General features: G+C 58.1%; 17 protein-coding genes. 12 read left to right on the forward strand and 5 right to left on the reverse strand.

Translation table 11 applies throughout. From position 1 onward, the window contains the following. Positions 1–30 precede the first annotated feature (30 nt). The gene (locus HB376_RS34090; RefSeq protein WP_213768069.1) at positions 31–330 is read left to right on the forward strand and encodes a hypothetical protein; all 300 of its coding nucleotides are present in this window, start codon (positions 31–33) and stop codon (positions 328–330) included. A gap of 474 nt (positions 331–804) precedes the next feature. Here HB376_RS34090 and HB376_RS34095 read toward each other — a convergent pair whose 3' ends face one another. Further along, positions 805–1,599: an ABC transporter substrate-binding protein gene (locus tag HB376_RS34095; RefSeq protein ID WP_213768070.1), complete on the reverse strand. Its 795-nt coding sequence runs from the start codon at positions 1,597–1,599 to the stop codon at positions 805–807. 804 nt (positions 1,600–2,403) lie between these two features. Between HB376_RS34095 and HB376_RS34100 the strand changes: the two genes are divergently transcribed. From HB376_RS34100 to HB376_RS34115, 4 genes are all read left to right on the forward strand, one after another. Beyond that, positions 2,404–2,910 carry a GNAT family N-acetyltransferase gene (locus HB376_RS34100; RefSeq protein WP_213768107.1) on the forward strand — a complete coding sequence of 169 codons (507 nt, stop codon included), beginning with the start codon at positions 2,404–2,406 and terminating at the stop codon, positions 2,908–2,910. A gap of 203 nt (positions 2,911–3,113) precedes the next feature. Then, positions 3,114–3,605 (forward strand): NUDIX hydrolase, encoded by a 492-nt coding sequence (locus HB376_RS34105; RefSeq protein ID WP_213768071.1) that lies wholly within the window; start codon positions 3,114–3,116, stop codon positions 3,603–3,605. A 191-nt stretch (positions 3,606–3,796) separates the two neighbouring features. Next, positions 3,797–4,735 (forward strand): PD-(D/E)XK nuclease family protein, encoded by a 939-nt coding sequence (locus tag HB376_RS34110; protein WP_213768072.1) that lies wholly within the window; start codon positions 3,797–3,799, stop codon positions 4,733–4,735. A gap of 563 nt (positions 4,736–5,298) precedes the next feature. Continuing rightward, complete coding sequence (locus HB376_RS34115; protein WP_213768073.1) at positions 5,299–5,643, forward strand: hypothetical protein; 345 nt, start codon at positions 5,299–5,301, stop codon at positions 5,641–5,643. A gap of 191 nt (positions 5,644–5,834) precedes the next feature. Here the strand turns inward: HB376_RS34115 and HB376_RS34120 are convergent, their stop codons facing one another. The 3 genes from HB376_RS34120 to HB376_RS34130 form a co-directional block, all read right to left on the reverse strand. Further along, positions 5,835–6,251, reverse strand: coding sequence for a DUF1801 domain-containing protein (locus tag HB376_RS34120; protein ID WP_213768074.1), 417 nt, complete (start codon positions 6,249–6,251; stop codon positions 5,835–5,837). Between the two features lie 96 nt (positions 6,252–6,347). Then, positions 6,348–6,875 (reverse strand): SRPBCC family protein, encoded by a 528-nt coding sequence (locus HB376_RS34125; RefSeq protein WP_213768075.1) that lies wholly within the window; start codon positions 6,873–6,875, stop codon positions 6,348–6,350. Beyond that, positions 6,872–7,207 (reverse strand): metalloregulator ArsR/SmtB family transcription factor, encoded by a 336-nt coding sequence (locus tag HB376_RS34130; RefSeq protein ID WP_213768076.1) that lies wholly within the window; start codon positions 7,205–7,207, stop codon positions 6,872–6,874. The genes HB376_RS34125 and HB376_RS34130 overlap by 4 nt, the downstream gene beginning before the upstream one ends. A gap of 137 nt (positions 7,208–7,344) precedes the next feature. On the opposite strand from HB376_RS34130, the gene HB376_RS34135 reads away from it, so the two are divergent. Then, entirely contained in the window at positions 7,345–8,499 is a 1,155-nt protein-coding gene (locus HB376_RS34135; protein WP_213768077.1) for an epoxide hydrolase family protein, read from the forward strand. Between the two features lie 207 nt (positions 8,500–8,706). Here the strand turns inward: HB376_RS34135 and HB376_RS34140 are convergent, their stop codons facing one another. Beyond that, positions 8,707–9,636, reverse strand: a complete 930-nt coding sequence (locus HB376_RS34140; RefSeq protein ID WP_213768078.1) for a LysR family transcriptional regulator — start codon at positions 9,634–9,636, stop codon at positions 8,707–8,709. 122 nt (positions 9,637–9,758) lie between these two features. Here HB376_RS34140 and HB376_RS34145 point away from each other — a divergent pair, with 122 nt between their 5' ends. The 6 genes from HB376_RS34145 (at position 9,759) to HB376_RS34170 (ending at position 16,434) form a co-directional block, all read left to right on the forward strand. Further along, complete coding sequence (locus tag HB376_RS34145; protein WP_213768080.1) at positions 9,759–11,009, forward strand: MFS transporter; 1,251 nt, start codon at positions 9,759–9,761, stop codon at positions 11,007–11,009. 384 nt (positions 11,010–11,393) lie between these two features. Next, positions 11,394–12,113 carry an ABC transporter substrate-binding protein gene (locus HB376_RS34150; RefSeq protein WP_255631730.1) on the forward strand — a complete coding sequence of 240 codons (720 nt, stop codon included), beginning with the start codon at positions 11,394–11,396 and terminating at the stop codon, positions 12,111–12,113. 479 nt (positions 12,114–12,592) lie between these two features. Beyond that, positions 12,593–13,411, forward strand: a complete 819-nt coding sequence (locus HB376_RS34155) for a MipA/OmpV family protein (protein WP_346730641.1) — start codon at positions 12,593–12,595, stop codon at positions 13,409–13,411. Between the two features lie 9 nt (positions 13,412–13,420). Beyond that, the gene (locus HB376_RS34160) at positions 13,421–14,146 is read left to right on the forward strand and encodes a response regulator transcription factor (protein WP_213768083.1); all 726 of its coding nucleotides are present in this window, start codon (positions 13,421–13,423) and stop codon (positions 14,144–14,146) included. Continuing rightward, positions 14,143–14,916: a response regulator transcription factor gene (locus HB376_RS34165; RefSeq protein WP_213768084.1), complete on the forward strand. Its 774-nt coding sequence runs from the start codon at positions 14,143–14,145 to the stop codon at positions 14,914–14,916. The genes HB376_RS34160 and HB376_RS34165 overlap by 4 nt, the downstream gene beginning before the upstream one ends. A gap of 213 nt (positions 14,917–15,129) precedes the next feature. Further along, positions 15,130–16,434 (forward strand): ATP-binding protein, encoded by a 1,305-nt coding sequence (locus HB376_RS34170; protein ID WP_346730643.1) that lies wholly within the window; start codon positions 15,130–15,132, stop codon positions 16,432–16,434. The last annotated feature ends 50 nt before the right edge of the window (positions 16,435–16,484 follow it).

Consider the following 16,484-nt stretch of genomic DNA (forward strand, 5'->3'; position numbering starts at 1 on the left):
TACTCCAGTCTAATCAAGGAGATACGGATCATGAACAAGGCAATCAGCACATTAATCGCGGCCGTCGCCGCACTCGCGCTGTCGGGCGGCGCTTATGCACAGAGCAACAACACGCTGGCGACCCCGAGCACCGTGTCGCCGGCCGCCGCCCACGCAACGAGCGGCTACGGCACGCCAGGCGCCACCAACTCGGAAAGCGGCAAGCCCGCCGGGTCGCCGAACTCGGGCCTGCCGAATAGCACGACCAGTAGCCCGACGTCCCTCATCAACGCTCCCGGGAGTCACAACACGCTGGCAACCCCGAGCACCGTGTCGCCGGCTGCCCAATAACGGCAATTAATGACGACAAACAGGCGCAAGCAAAAAGCGAACAAGCGTCCCCTCATTCATCACTCGTCGTAAGAAAAGCCGCTGCCCTCACGGACAACGGCTTTTTGTTTCTCCCTAACCTCTTCCTAGCTGCGGCTTGCGGCACACCTACTGAATAATAGCGACCGGGCTAGCCCACCGTAAGGCGTCAGATGGCTGAATTCGACCAACGTTGAATGAGCGCTTCGCGGAAAATCGAGGGACCGAAACGCTCGATCGCCAACGATCGCAAAAACGAAAAACGCCCGCGAACCGAGGCGGGCGTAATCCATATCGGTGAAGACATGGAGGAGACGTTTCAGATATTGAGCGCGGCCTCACGGCCTTGCAATCGACCAAAAAAATTCTTGGCGATCTTCTGACCGTAAGGCGTCGCCCGTAGACGGGTCAAGCAGCCTGATTGCGTTTAGCGTCGACGGATCCTCGCGAGAATGCTTACTTCGGCGAGACGTCGATGTCGCCCAGATACTTTTTCGCTAACGATTTAACCGTGCCGTTCGCCTGCAGCTTGGCGATCGCCTTGTTCAGACGTTCCTTTAGCGCGACGTCGTCTTTGCGAATTCCGAACGCAATGCCGCTTCCAAGGATTGCGTCATCATTCACTGGACCGCCGGCGAAGCTGAAACCTGCGCCGTCCGGTTTCGACAAGAAGCCCGATTGGCCCGCAGCGGCGAGAACCAGCGTGCCGTCGATACGACCGGACTTCAGGTCAGTGTAGATCTGGTTCTGGTCCTGATAGGTGGTCACCGTTACGCCGTTGTTGGCCCACTTGGCCTTCGCATAGGTCTCCTGGGTCGAGCCTTGCAATACGCCAATGTTTTTGCCTTTGAGCGAGTCCGGTGTCGGCATCAGGCCAATGCCCGCCTTAGCGACCAATTGAGTAGGCACCTTGTAGATGATGTTAGTGAAGTCAATTACTTCGCGGCGTTTCGCCGTGACGTTCATGGCCGAATTGATTACGTCGAACTTGCGGGCTTGCAGCGCGGGGATGATGCCGTCGAACGAGCTTTCCGTCCACTCGCACTTCATCTTGAGTTCTGAGCAGATGGCGTTGCCGATATCGATGTCGAGACCCTGCAACTCGCCCGACGCGGACTTGGACTCAAACGGCGGATATTGCGCTTCCAGTCCGTAGTGGAGGGTCCCAGCGGCGAATGCGGCGCTGGCGCCCAGCGTCGCAACCAGCAGTAAAGCAGCTTTAAAAAGAGTGATCGACGTTGCGTTCTTCATTGGCTGATCTCGTGTGGCGGATTAAAGAGTTCTGACGGGTTCGTAAGTTTTTTTCGCCGCTACGCATAGGAAACGCGGACGCAGCAAGCACTCAATTTAAGCAGGAAAACAAATCGGAAACTATTAAACCGAGTGCGGTTTCGAGCATAGCGGCGGGAGCCGGTTTGCCCGTTAGCCGCTAATTGTCCATTCGCTAACTGTATGGCTCACTACGTCTGGCCGTTTCCTCTCGGACGTTGGTGCATCAGTGCGCACCAAAATTGTGCTTGACCGACTCCTTTTCATCTTTCTCCTATAGCTCCAGCCGCAAAACGCTGATCGCAAGCGCATTTGCGGTTCCGTGCATAGCAGGATCCCATGCGGACGCATTTATCTTCGCCGACCGTACGAAGTGCATGACTGAGGCGTTGAATCGTGGGAGTTCGCAACCGGCCAACGTGTGCGTCCTTGGTCCCGAGACCACTCGCAAATGCGCTAACAGCATGGAACCGGTCATGCGAGTGGGGGGGGCAATGCGCACTCAGTTCAGCCACCGTCCGTAGGGAATTTTATATAGGCGCCGATGGGCGACGTTGTAGTGCCGGGGACCGTTGGCTTGATCGATCGCTAGCACGTTTCAAAGGTTCGAACGTCTTTACCAACCGTGCAGAGCCGCATTCGGCCAAAAGCAGCCCTTCGTCGTCCTCGCCTAGATCGTCGACAACTTGACTTATGCGGATGGGCCAAACACCTGACCGTCAAAACTTGCGCGGCGTTGTTGATATCGAGTACGGTAAGCGTTCTTTGGTTATCCCCTTATATCGCATGGTCACTGCCCGCCTACTAGATCCACATGACGCAGGACAATTCAAAGCATTACGTCTTCTCGCCGTCGACAACTCCCCCACCGCCATATGGCCTACTCGTCAGGAGGAAATGGCACGCTCGATTGAGGAGATCGCCGCCCGCATTCGATCAACGCCAACACAGGCCGTCTTCGGTGCGTTCGAGGGCGAGGTACTGGTCGGCATCACGGGTGTCCGTCGCGAACCGCTGTGTCAGGTAAATCACAAGGCCACGATTTGGGGCGTGTTTGTCAACCCTTCATACCGTGGACGAGGAATCGCGCAAACGCTTTTGTCGGCAGCGACAGTCCATGCGTCCAAGGAGTGGGACACCATTCAGTTGATGCTTTGCGTTAATGCGGAAAACCTGCCAGCAAAGAGGCTTTACGCGTCGCACGGCTTTCAGACATTCGGCTTGGAGCCACGCGCGATGAAGGTTGGAGATCGTTTTTATGACGAGGAGCATATGTGCAAACAACTGGCCTAGCGCGCCGCATCGCACTAGACCGGGTCCGGCCACGAACGGCCGATCGACACACGCCCCTGAATTTTTGACAATCGCTATCCCGCGCGGGCGCAACGGCTGGCTAAACTACGGTTCAGGCAGTGCTGCGACAGACGCTGAGTGACCCAAGCCGCACGAACGCGGCGAACCGGAATCCACTGACATGAACGAAAAGGAAAGACCTCATGCCGAGGCTTGAGCGAGGTCGATCTGCTATGCTCATCGACGCTGTCTGGCGCATGGCGCTTCGCGTCGGATTCCAGCTCGCTCGCGTCTGGTGGCACCTTCGACGGCCTCGCCACGAGGGCGCGCTAGTAGCCATCTACGTCGGGCCTGCGCTGTTACTGCTGAAGTCATCGTACCGGGCCGAGTGGAATTTTCCTGGCGGTAGTGTCCATCCCGGTGAGACGCCTGATGCAGCGGCGCAGCGCGAAATGGAGGAGGAAATTGGTCTCTCGTCGTACGCATTACTCCCAGCGGGCAGCGCCTGCGGCATTTGGGACGGGCGACGAGACCGGGTCCATTTCTTTGAGCTGCACCTCGATCGTATGCCCGAATTGCGGCTTGATAATCGCGAGATTATCGCCGCGCATCTGGCATCGCCGGAGGAATTGCACGGCATCGCGCTGACAGCGGCGGTCTCTGCGTATCTCGCCAGAGACGCTGCTGTCAGTTGACAAGCTGGCGACGTCTGTTTTATGGCTCGATCGGGCAACAGTCTTGACGCTTAAGCCGAAACGGAGATTCTGTCCGTTGGGCAACGGAACGGCCCCGTACAGCGGGTTATCCTTGATGAGATGAATGCTCGCATAGGCGGGTTGTTCAACGCTGCCGGCAAGCAAGCCGGAAGTCATCGAGAGAACGATCCATGAGCGATCAACTGCAGGACAAACCGTCGTCTGGCTTCGGCCACTATCTGGTGAGTGTCGCCGAGCGCGATGTCGATCTGCTGCTGATGGAAGAATTTCACGCGAGTGACGCGTTTGTCTCGTGGTTCTGCGCAAAACTGGGCTTGCCGGAAGTGCGCGGCGATGGAGCATGGCATAGCGTTTCAGATTCGGATGGCGAAACCGACCTCCTGTTGCGCGTCAACACCGACGGTCAGCGCGTCGCAGTATTCATCGAAAACAAGGTGGCTGCTCTCGAACAGCATGAGCAGGCGCAGCGATACCACATTCGCGCTGCGCGTGAACAGCAACAGGGCAAATGCGATGCATACGTGACTGTGATCTGTGCACCAGAACGCTATCTCTCAGGTCTCAATGCGCAAAGTAACTACCAGTACAAGGTGTCGTACGAAGAGATCGCCACATGGTTTAGTGAACAACCGGACCGACGTTCTTCATGGCGACGTCAAGTAATCGAACACGCGATCGAGCAGGCACGCCGCGGCTATCAACTCGTCCTGCATACGGCCCATACCGCGTTTCATCACGCCTATTGGGAAATCGTGCGTTCGAACTATCCTGATCTTGTCATGAGACCCGTGAAAGGGCGGGGTGCCGGTTCCACATGGGTCGTACTGAAAGGTCGCAACTTTCCAAAGCACGACGTTCAGATCGACCACAAGCTGACAGACGGCATAGTCCGGCTCAGCTTTTTCAAGCATAACCTTGCCAAGTTGCTCGAACTGCGTACAGATTGGCCCGACGGCGTTCGACTTACCGGACTCCCAAAGTCCGTCACCGCGGACATTCTGGTCGCGCGTATAGACCTCGAACAGCCGCTGGAAATGCAACGTGCGGCAGTCGATCAGGCATTGCAAGCTGCTCAGCGGCTTGTACCCTTCGGCACCATCTTCACGTAGAAGGTAGTTCGCGCTGAATTTCAGTCTTGAAGGGCCGCTTTCAAGAAGAAGACTGAATGTCCCTTCGGGTCGATGTCTGCCCGACGCGGGCCGATCAACGGCGGCCTGGGTGCGGCCAGTATCGGTCGGTGAGCAGAGTGTGCAGACGTCGACACCATCGGCACCGACATCGCGCACTCTCCGCTTCAACTACTAAGGGAAGCGCTTCAGGAAATCGGTCGATTAGAAGTCTTCCATTGTCCTTGGTGTCGGGCAGTCATGCCGCCGTAGCCGCCAATTATTACGATCTCGTGAAATTCAACTATGCATGCTGGCTGCATGACCTCGTTCGCGTGAATTCAGGTTACGCGGCGTCTCCCGCATCTGGCCGGCGTCGAAATCGCACGCGGCGGCGCGACTGAACGGCGTGGTCGATCTGCTAAGCGCAGACGAAAGCCGCTGGCTGCGACGCACGCCGTTTTGGTGCGGACAAGGAGCACGCGGCACGGTAACTGCTCGTTCATAGTCAAGCAGGCGGCGACCGTCTGTGTCTATATTCCAGTCAAATCAAGGAGGGACGGATCATGAATAAGGCAACCAGCATATTAATCGCGGCAGTTGCCGCACTCACGTTGTCGGGCGGCGCTTATGCACAGGCGGGTGGAGGTTCAAGCGGTGGAGGTTCAAGCGGCGGCGGTTCTTCAGGCAGCACGGCTAGCCCGGCGAACGAGGTGAACCACGTGAACGGTACAACAGGCGGCTACGGCACGCCAGGCACCACCAACTCGGACAGCGGCATGGGTGCCAAGGCGCCGAACTCGGGCCTGCCGAGTGGCACGAACAACAGCTTGACGACTGGTACCAGCGCTCCCACCAGCAACAACACGCTGGCGACGCCGAGCGTAAAGTCACCGGCCGCCGGCCAATAACAGCTGTAAAGATGACAACCGGCCGCGAAAAAATGCGCAAGCGCAAAGCGAACAAGCGCTTTAATCGCATGGGGCGCAAGAGTAATAGCGACCGCGCCCCACCTGTAACGCGCGTTATGGCAAATTCGGGCAGCAGGGCGAGGCTCCGGCGGAGCATTTGCCCGGCCCACGGAGGCAACGAATCCCGTAGTTCATTTCGCTCGCTTTGGCCTTGCTTTTGCGCCGGATGTATTCAGGGCGATAGCAGCATTGATGAGCGCCTTGAATGCATCCGAGTCGACCTCCTCGCCCTCATGGATGTCAATCGCGCGCCTTGTGTTCCCGTCGAGGCTTGAGTTGAAGAGCTTGGCCGGGTCCTTCAACGAAGCCCCTTTGGCGAAGGTCAATTTCACTACAGATTTATAAGACTCCCCCGTGCAGATGATCCCGTCGTGTGACCACACGGGAGTGCCCATCCACTTCCACTCCTCCACGATGTCCGGGTCTGCGTCTTTGATGAGCTTGCGCATTCTGCTCAAGGTCTCTCCACGCCAATCGGCAAGCTCGGTGATTCTTTTGTCAATCAGCTCAGATGCCGGTTGACCCGCGGTTGAATCCGATTTTTTCATTATGTCATCCTAAATTTCCAGACTCTTCCATATTTCGGGGAAAGCCTTTTCCTGCGCTCGGGGACTTGAACGTCGTCGCCTTCCGCGCTCTGGGGTTCAGATACCAAATTGCTTCGCATACTCGGTGTTCAAGCGCGGCCAACCGAATTTCATCGCATCGCCACCGACGATACGCCCGATAGGATCGTCGGCCACGAGCCGATCGAGTACATCGAGGCAGATATGCCAGCCGGCTGCACCCATCGATATGAAGCCACGATCGATGTTGTGCCAGAGCGTGAGACGCGTGCCGTCGCCAAACGGCTCAAGTTGCCATCGCATGTCATTTTCGCCCCAGCGGTACTCGAGCAGGTTCGGCGCCTCGGCGCGCGTCACCTGCGTGTCCGAGATGTGCGGCGTCGGCGTTCCGACTGTCGAGAGCTTGACGGGGCCGACAGACGCGAGGCTCCGGTCGGCATCGAACGGCGCCCATTCACGCAGACTGGCCGGGTCGGTCAACGCTTTCCACACTTTCTCCGGCGGATGGCGCAACTCGCGCACGAGAATCAGTGTCCACTTTTCTCCATCCTTTTGGACTTCGGCGCCGGCGGCCGGTCCTGGCATGTATTCGTCGCGGTTGCTCATCGTTTCTTCCCCTTTTTGCGCGGTACAGGATCCATCCGATCAAGGTGGCGTTCGAGTGCGTCGACGTGGACCGACCAGAATTGGCGGAACGGCGCGAGCCAGGCGTCTATCTCCATCAGTGGTTCCGGTTTTATCCGGTATAGACGCCGCTGCGCGTCAACGCGCGACTCCACGAATCCGGCCTCTCGAAGCACCCGCAGATGCTTTGAAACCGAGGGCTGCGAGAGGTTTAACTTCTCCTCGATATCACCCACGGACCGCTCGGAAGTCGCGAGCAGACTCAGGATGGCGCGGCGGCTCGGCTCGGCGATGATGGCAAATGTTGATTCCATTTTTTATATATACGCCACGGAGTATATAAGTGTCAAGCCGTGCGAATGCGTGTGGCGATATTAGCGGCGCCAATAGGCGTGTTGTCCCTCACAGTCAGATCGTGGAGAATCGACTGCACTGTTCTAGCGGCGGTGTCATGCATATCGAGCCATTTCAGATTTCCGTGTCCGATGTTGAGATCGACGACTTGCGCCGGCGCTTGCGCGAGAGCCGGTGGGCATCCATGACGCCATCCGAGTCGTGGCAACAAGGCACAGACACCACATGGCTGCGCGAATTGGTGAAGTACTGGGCCGACAGTTTTGATTGGCGGGCGGCTGAACGCAGTCTGAATCAGCAACCCCAATTCATGGCCGACGTGAATGGTCAGCGCGTGCACTTCGTTCATCGGCGTGGTGTGGGACCCCGGCCCTATCCGCTGGTCATTACGCATGGCTGGCCGGGATCGTTCTTCGAATTTCACGCGTTGGCTGATCTGTTGTGCGACCCGGCTGCATTCGGCGCGGACCCGAACGATGCCTTCGACGTCGTTATTCCTTCACTGCCGGGCTTTACCTTTTCGCCAGCGCCTGCCACCTCTGGCACTTCCTCGTTTCAGGTGGCCGATCTATGGGCATCGCTGATGCAAGGTCTTGGGTACGAGCGATTTGGTGCTCAAGGTGGCGACTTGGGAGCGGGCGTGTCGGTCGCGCTCGCCTTGCGGCACTCCCAGGTAGTCGATGGAATTCATCTCAACTTTCTGCCGGGCTCGTATGAACCTGCAATCGACGCCGCTAATTCGCCGCTGACCGTCGCAGAACAAAACTTCCTTCGAGAGAAGGGTGAGTGGGCTGCGCTCGAGGGCGGCTATGCGCATATGCACGGCACGAGGCCGCGGACGTTAGCCGCGGCGCTTAACGACTCGCCGGCCGGGCTTGCTGCGTGGATCGGGGAGAAGTTTCGCGCATGGAGCGACTGCGACGGGGTGATCGAGCGTAGATTTTCGAAAGATGAGTTGCTCACCAACTTATCGCTCTACTGGTACACCCAAAGCATTGGTACAGCAATTCAAATGTATTGGGAAAACCGGTTGCAGCCCATGCGTTTCGCCGCTGGACAACGGATATTACCGCCGGTGGGCTTTGCGCACTTTCCGAAAGAGATTAATCACCCGCCGCGCGCATGGCTGGAACGAACGTTCAATGTCACGCAGTGGACCGACATGCCGCGTGGTGGTCATTTCGCGGCAATGGAAGAACCTGAACTCCTTGCAGCCGATATTCGTAGCTTTTTCAGGCGCATCCGGCAGTGAGTTCGTTGAAGATGGCACATGGACGTTGGTCAGATCTCGCTGCACGAGCTTCCGCGAAGCGCTCCCGGACCTGAAATTCTGGGGCGCTGCTGATCTTATCGCCGAGGTGCGTGTATGTAGTCGGCCGTTGGAAGGGTGGCGTCACGCATGCCGGTCCGGCATCCGCGCAATAACGCCAACCCATTTTACTCAGGATGCCAAACTGTTTTAGGAGTCTGTATCTTCCCGTTGCATCGCCGTTGTTCCTTTGGTGAGCGCCTCGGTGAGCGAACAGCGCAACAGATCAATGGCCCGCATGAGCCGGCCGGGGACGGAACCGTGAATGAACCACACATCGACTCCCGTGCGAAAGTCAGTGGCGTCGATAACCTGAAGCGCCGGACGATGCACCGTGCGTTCCAGCAAGTCCGGCGTGACGAGCCCGATACCGAGTCCACGCGCTACCAGGGACAATTGCAGTTCGGAGCCAAACGCTTCGACGGCGACATTGAATGGCACTCCCGCCGCCTCCATCGCACGTCTTAGCACCGAGCGCATCCCGCAGCCATCCTGATTGAGTACCCATTCGTAACGCGCCAGATCCGCCAGTGTCACCGGCGTATCGGGCAGACCGAGGGCGCGCGCCGCGACGATCACGGTCGGAAGGAACGCGAGGCGCGCAGCACGCAACGTCTCGGGTGGTGCGAAGCCCGACGGCATCATCACGATCGATGCATCGAGCGAGCCCCGTTCGACACTCTGCAACAGAGCCGGCGACCAACCCGCTGTTACGCGCAGCGTAAGTCGCGGAAAGGCACCGCGCAGGAGGTCGACCGGCTTTTCGAGTGCTGCTTCGGCCAGAAATGGCGGCATTCCAATTCTCAACTCGCCGGACGGCTCGCTTTCGGGAGAGGCCGCCAGCAATAGGTTGTCCACCGCGCGCAACACGGTGCGCGCCAGGGCAACGACCTCGTTGCCTGCAGCGGTCGGCTTGAGCGGCTTGCTTTGGCGATCGAGCAATTCCACACCCAGCATGCTTTCAAGGTTTTGCACGCGCCGCGTCAACCCAGGTTGCGTGAGATGGAGTTTTTCTGCAGCGCGCACCATCGAACCGCTGTCGACAACGGCAACGAACGCTTGTAGATCACGGGTGTTCAAACGGCGGCTCCGACGGGTGTTTCCATATTAACTCGCATAATCATTATCAACATATTTCAATTGTCGCATAGTGTGGGGTTCGCTAGGATGCTTTCTCAGATCCCGTTTTGAGAACCCGTTCGATGAATCCATCCGCAGAAGGTCCCGCCCGTGCCGTCGCGACGCAGGAAGCCGACAATCCGCACAGGCTCACCGGACCACTGACTGCCTTCTTCGCGGCGGCAGTCGGCGTGATTGTGATGAACCTGTTTGCCGCGCAAACGCTGACGGGTGCGATCAGCCGCAGCTTGCATCTCGCCCCTGAGTTCTCCGGCCTCGCAGCCACGGTGCCGCAACTGGGCTACGCAGTCGGACTGGTGTTGCTCGTACCGCTGTGCGACCTGCTGGAGAACCGGCGGTTGATCGTGCGCACACTGGCATGCGGCGCCGGTTTTCTCGCGGTCGCGATGTTCACCGACTCACGCGTATTGTTTCTGGCCGCTGTATTCCTGGCCGGTGCCGCATCCAGCGTGATCCAGATGCTGGTGCCGATGGCCGCTTCGATGGCGCCTGACAGTCACCGCGGACGTGCAGTCGGCAACGTGATGAGCGGCTTGATGCTCGGCATCCTGTTGGCGCGTCCGGCTGCGAGCGTGATTGCCGGGTCGATGGGCTGGCGTGCCTTCTACGGGCTTGCCGCGGTGATCGATGCGCTACTCGCTGTCGTCCTGTACATGAAACTGCCTGTGCGCATGCCAGCTATCCCGACGCGTTATCCGGCACTCCTGTACTCGCTTTGGACGCTGATGCGCACCGAGCCTGTGTTGCAACGGAACGCTGCATCGGCGGCGTTGGTGATGGGGGCGTTCAGCGCGTTCTGGACGGCGATCGGCTTGCGGCTCGTGCAGCCGCCTTTCAGCTTCGATATGAATGGCATTGCCCTGTTCGCGCTCGCCGGCGCAGCGGGTGCGATCGTGACGCCGCTCGCCGGCCGCGCGGGCGACCGTGGGTCGGGTCGCAAGACGTTGCTTGCCGGCCACCTCGCGATGCTCCTTGCGCTTGTGGCAATCGGCGTAGCGGGCGCGGGCTGGGGAGGGTTTTCGGCGAGCGCTCATCCGGTGCTGGCGGTTGCGATGCTCGTCGTGGGCGCGGCCGCGCTCGACGCAGGCGTCGTCACTGACCAGACCTTGGGCCGGCGTGCGATCAACCTGATGGATCCTGCCGCGCGTGGAAGGCTGAACGGTTTGTTCGTCGGCGTATTTTTTGTCGGCGGCGCGTTGGGTGCCGCGCTTTCCGGCGCCGCGTGGGCGATGGCCGGCTGGACCGGTGTCTGTGTAGTGGGATTCGTTTTCACCGGCCTTGCTTTCGTTCTCCGGCTGACCAGGGCTGGCTGACGAGGCGAGATAAGAGTGTCGACGGTCACGGATTTTTAACAGCGTCGGTGGCAAGGGACATTCATTTGTCTGGTTGCGGCGACGCCCCCGGTGCGTTTGAGACATCCACGCTTCACAAGAACTTATGGGTGGTCACCTACGACGCGGATCGTTAGGGAATCAAGCAACGATCCTACTGAGATAATGGGTGCCGGTTCGCTAAATAGAAGGCATCCCAAGATGACGAAGCTTTCGATGATGCAACGCCGGACGGGTTTCATCGCAACGCTATCTGTAGTGTTGGCAGTTAGCGCCGCCCTATCCGTTTCCGCGTTCGCGCAGTCCCAAGGCGCGATCCCGCCGCCACCAACTGTTCCACAATCCGCGAAGCAGGCAAGTGAACCCATGGTGAAAGTATTTGCGCCAAGCGGCACGCTGCGCGCATCCATCAATCTCGGGAATCCGGTGCTGGCGAGTATCGATCCGGCAACCGGCAAGGCGGCAGGGGTATCGGTTGATCTCGCCACTGAGCTCGCCAGGCGTCTCGGTGTGCCGCTGCAACTGGTCGTGGTCAGGTCGGCGGGTGCATCTGTGGATAACGTCAATCAGGACAAAGCGGACGTCGGCTTTTTCGCCGTTGATCCAAAGCGTGGACAAGAAATCAGTTTCACGAAACCGTATGTGTTGATCGAAGGCTTTTACCTGGTGCGCGCCGCGTCGCCGATTACCACCAACGATCAGGTCGACCAACCGGGAGTGACTGTCGCCGTTGGCAAAGACAGTGCGTACGATCTGTTCCTCACGCGCGAATTGCATCGCGCGAAGATTGTGCGAATTCCGACGTCACCCGCAGTGGTGCAAGGTTTCCTGGATCAGCATCTGGACGTGGCCGCCGGCGTCAGGCAACAGCTTGAAAGAGATGCCGCGAAGGCAGGTGGATTGCGGATGCTCGATCAACGTTTCATGGTGATCCGTCAAGCGATGGGGGTGCCAAAAGCAAAGGGCGATGAAGCGGCCGCGTACTTGTCGACGTTTGTCGAGGACATGAAAGCATCCGGCTTTGTCGCGGCGTCTCTGGCGCGTCATCAGATTGCGGGCGCGGTCGTTGCGAAAGACAACGACTAGCAGGCTGCGAGGCCATGCGCATAGCGTTACTTTGCCCGGTGAGAGGTCAGGTCGACGGTGCATCACCGGATGCGCATTGTCCCTTTCGGAACAGCTGACGTCTGGACGAGTTTTGACTTCTGTGAGAAAAAGCATACGCATAGGATTCCTCTTCTTATAGCGAAGCAGTTGAACGTGGATCGTGCACGGATAGATACGTCACGCCTTGAGGCTGGGCAGCACAAAATGGCGCAGCGCTAAACCTGGCGCTTGCCAGTCTTTCGGATCGTGCAGGTAACCACTGCCACCAGATCCTTCTGATGTCGGCCGAACTTCCATTCCAAATCACATGACTACAACCGAGCGCCGCATCGCGCGACGTGAAGTGCCCCATTTTTCGATATCTGTTCCATGGAAGTAATTGTTTGCTGGGTAAGTGAACAGTAAGTGCCCCGGTCCTACAGTGCGTCCTCACGACCACACCAATAAAAGGCATCACTGTGAAAAAACACCTTCGTCGCGAGTATCAACTGCTATTCGCCGTTGCATCTGCTCTGATGTATTCGGGCGCGGCTTGGGCAGATGGTCCTGGCGCGAATCTGCCTTACGCCGACACGACCGGCTTCACAGTTCTGAGCAATGCCACGAACGTTACCCATTGGGGACTTGGCGGCGGGGCGGCCTTTGAGCAATCACCCTACAAAGGATATGGCACGCACATAACGCCTATTCCGTTCTTCTTTTTCGACGATAAATGGATTCACGCCATTGGCACAACGGTCGATCTGAAGGTCGGGACCTGGGGCGGCGTTGCGTTCACTCTGCGCGGGAATTACGCGATCGCCGACGGCTACAGGGGCTCCGACGCACCCATACTCAACGGAATGCAAAACCGGAGCGCTGCATTCTGGCTGGGCCCTGCACTCAAATGGCAGACGCAATATGGCGATCTTTCGGGTGAGTACCTGACTAGCGGAAACAAAGGGCAGAAGGCCGATATCGAGTTCGGCAAGACCCTGGACTATGGTAACTTCTCTATAGAGCCCCATGCAGCGGTCAGTTGGTTCAGCGGCGACTACGTTGATTATTATTATGGCGTGAGGACGTCGGAGGCGCGAGCCGGACGACCTGCATACACCGGGACATCCACCTACAAGGAAACCGTCGGCGCCAAGTTCGACTATCGCGTAACGCGCAAGCAGCTCGTAAGCCTTGACCTGGGTATCGCGCACCTGGGCAGCGGAATGACTGACAGTCCCATCGTGGGCAAGCGATTCATTCCTGAGGCCAAGGTAGCCTATCTCTATCAATTCAATTGAACCGGCCCTATGTCGCGAATTGCACTGATCGAAGATCATGTCCGCCTGGCGGCCATGATCCGGCAATCGTTGTCCGGTGCTGGAATCGAAACCGATATCTTCAGCAATCTTTCTGAAGCAGCGTATGGCCTGAGCCATGCCGACTACTCGGTAATGATCTTTGACCGCGGATTGCCCGACGGCGACGGGCTACTTTTTCTTCGAACGTTGCGTGCCGCCGGAACCATGACCCCTTGCCTGATGCTGACCGCTCGGGATGCGTTGCACGACCGCATAGAAGGGCTCGAGACTGGCGCGGACGACTACGTTACCAAGCCATTTGAGATGAGTGAGCTGGTAGCGCGCGTACGAACGCTGATGCGCAGGCCTGCCGAAATGACGACGCTGGTTCAAAGCTTCGCTGATATTGCTATCGATCCACAGCAACATGCAATGCGGTGCGGCAACCAGTCCGTCCCGCTTGCGCCCGCTGAATTACAGATCATGTCTGTTCTATTGAAGGCCGCGGGCCGGACCGTTCGCCACTCGGCGCTTGAGCATGCGGGCTGGGGTCTGGGCGACGCGGTCACCCCCAACGCGCTTGAAGTGACCATTCACCGGCTGCGAAAGAAGCTGCTTGCGGTGGGTGCGACCACACGACTTGCAAACATCAGGGGTGCGGGTTTCGCAGTCCAGCGACTGGACCGCCTCCCTTTGCAGGCGAGCGTCGGGCAACGCGATGAAAGGCAGAAATGAAACGGCTTATACTTATAGTAGACAGCGACCCCACGTGTCGCGATGTCTTGCGCACGTCCTTGCAGACCGATGGCTACGACGTCGCGGTCTTATATGACGCGAGCAAAGTGGCTCGCCGGATCGAAGAGGAGCGGCCTGCGCTGATCCTGATGGCCAGCGGTTCGTCCGAACGCGGTAGTCTCCCCGCACTCCGGGCGCTTCAGGCGCTGCGAATCGCTCAGGATGACTTACCGGTCATCATGATAGGCAATCGCGATGACGTAACGGAACGCATTGTCGCGCTCGAGTGCGGCGCTGACGATTTCATATCCAAGCCATTCAATGTGCATGAAGTGTTGCTGAGAATCGGCACCGTTCTGCGACGGGTCGGACAGCATCATTTTCAGGACCCTACATACCGGAAGCCATTTTTGTTCAGCGGGTTTAAACTGGACTACGGGCTGCGCTCGCTCACGTACCTCGATGATCCAGTCTCACTGACGCAGCATGAATACGCCATACTCGCCCTGTTTTCAACAGCACCAGGGAGAGTCTTCTCAAAAGCTGCGATTGCTCAAAGCATGCATTCGGACGCGTCCAGCGCTCGCACCAACGTTGGTGTCTGGGTTCATCGACTGCGCGAACGGATCAAGCTGATAGTCGGTGCATGTGAGTTCATAGAGACGTTTCGCGGCCATGGATACGTCTTCCATCCCGACCGTCAGCCTACGCCGCAACGCCGAAGAGTGGATGCTGAACCGTCAGCGGCAAGCCAACGCAATGCGAGATGACTACCGGTCGCAGTGACCGGTACGGTTAATCACTTCGGCACCGTTTGTACTGACGTTTGCCGGTGGCTGACGGCACACGGATGGATCACTATCAGGTCCGCGCCCGCATCGCGCAATGTCATCCTTCACCGCATTCGATCAAGTTACACGGACAGCATCATCATGCTCAACTACTGGATCAAAGGCCTCTCGGTGCGCTTATGGGTTACAAGCGTGGCGGCGTTGGCCGTGAGTCTTACCCTCATCGCCACAATCGTGCTGTACGCCTTCAATCACTTGCCACCCGATACATTCCGGGTGAGCGAGAGCATAAGAAGCGCGCACCAGTTAGCCTCCCAATTGCGCTTTGACGAGTCGGGGCGCCCGGTGTCGATAAACCTCGACGAGCACGCGACGTGGCTCTTCGACTTCGCATCGACCGAGTTGCTGTATCGTACGCTCGACGCTTCGGGACATGTGCTTTTTGCGTCGCGTGGCGCGCTGAACAATGCCTCCTGGGATGCCGGTGACTTGACAAGCGCCCTCGGCGCCATGAAACGCGTGACCATTAATGGCAAGCCTTTTGACGTGGTGACCCTGGAGATCATGCACGGGCAAGCCCCTTATTTTCTACAGAGCGCGGCGAGCGTAGCGTTCAATAAAGCCGTTCTCGGCGAGAGGATCGAGCCGATCCCGAAGATCGTGGGCTATACCTTGCTGATCGCGACAATCATCTTTGGCCTGACCTTGACGTTCACTGTTCGCCGCGTGCTGCGGCCTCTGCGCGTGGCGTCGGATTCCGCCGCTTCAATCACCCCGCGGAACCTTCGCATGCGGCTTTCCATCAAGGGCGTCCCCAGTGAGATCAAACCTATCCTTGTCGCGTTCAATGATGCGCTCGCGCGCCTCGAAAATGGCTTCGCTGTGCAACAGCAATTTCTCGCCTCGGCTGCTCATGAACTTCAAACACCGCTGACTTTGATAAGAGGGCAGATCGAGTTGCAACCCGAGGTCGAGAACAAGGATTTGCTGTTCCGCGAAATCGACTTGATGGCGCGGCAGGTCCGGCAACTCTTGCACCTCGCCGAGGTAAGCGAATCGCAGAACTTTGAATTCAGCGAGGTCGACAAGGTCGATGTTGCCGAGGACGTCGTGGACTATCTGGCACGCAAGGCAGACAAAAAGCAGGTGAAACTGCATGTCGATGTCCCTGTCATTCCCGCAACAATGCGAGCTGACAGGAGCGCGCTTTTCATCTTGCTGAAAAACATTGTTGAAAACGCGATCAACGCGACGCCTTCGCATGGGTCCGTCATTGTTTCCGTCGACGAAAAGACGATCTGTGTCCAGGACGAGGGACCCGGTGTCAACCCTGAATATTTGCCATTTCTGTTTGAGCGTTTTTGGCGCGCGCCCGATGCTCAACACGACGGCGCCGGCCTGGGCCTGTCGATCTGCAAAGAAATAGCGGTGGCGCACAATTGGAAACTTACCGTCAGAACGTTGGCGTCCGGAACCCGGTTTATTGTTTCCTTCTAGACCTGCTCAGTAGCCCGAATCAATCGCCTTACTCGCGGTAGAGTTCGTCG

This window comes from Caballeronia sp. dw_19, assembly GCF_018449515.1.
GTDB lineage: Bacteria > Pseudomonadota > Gammaproteobacteria > Burkholderiales > Burkholderiaceae > Caballeronia.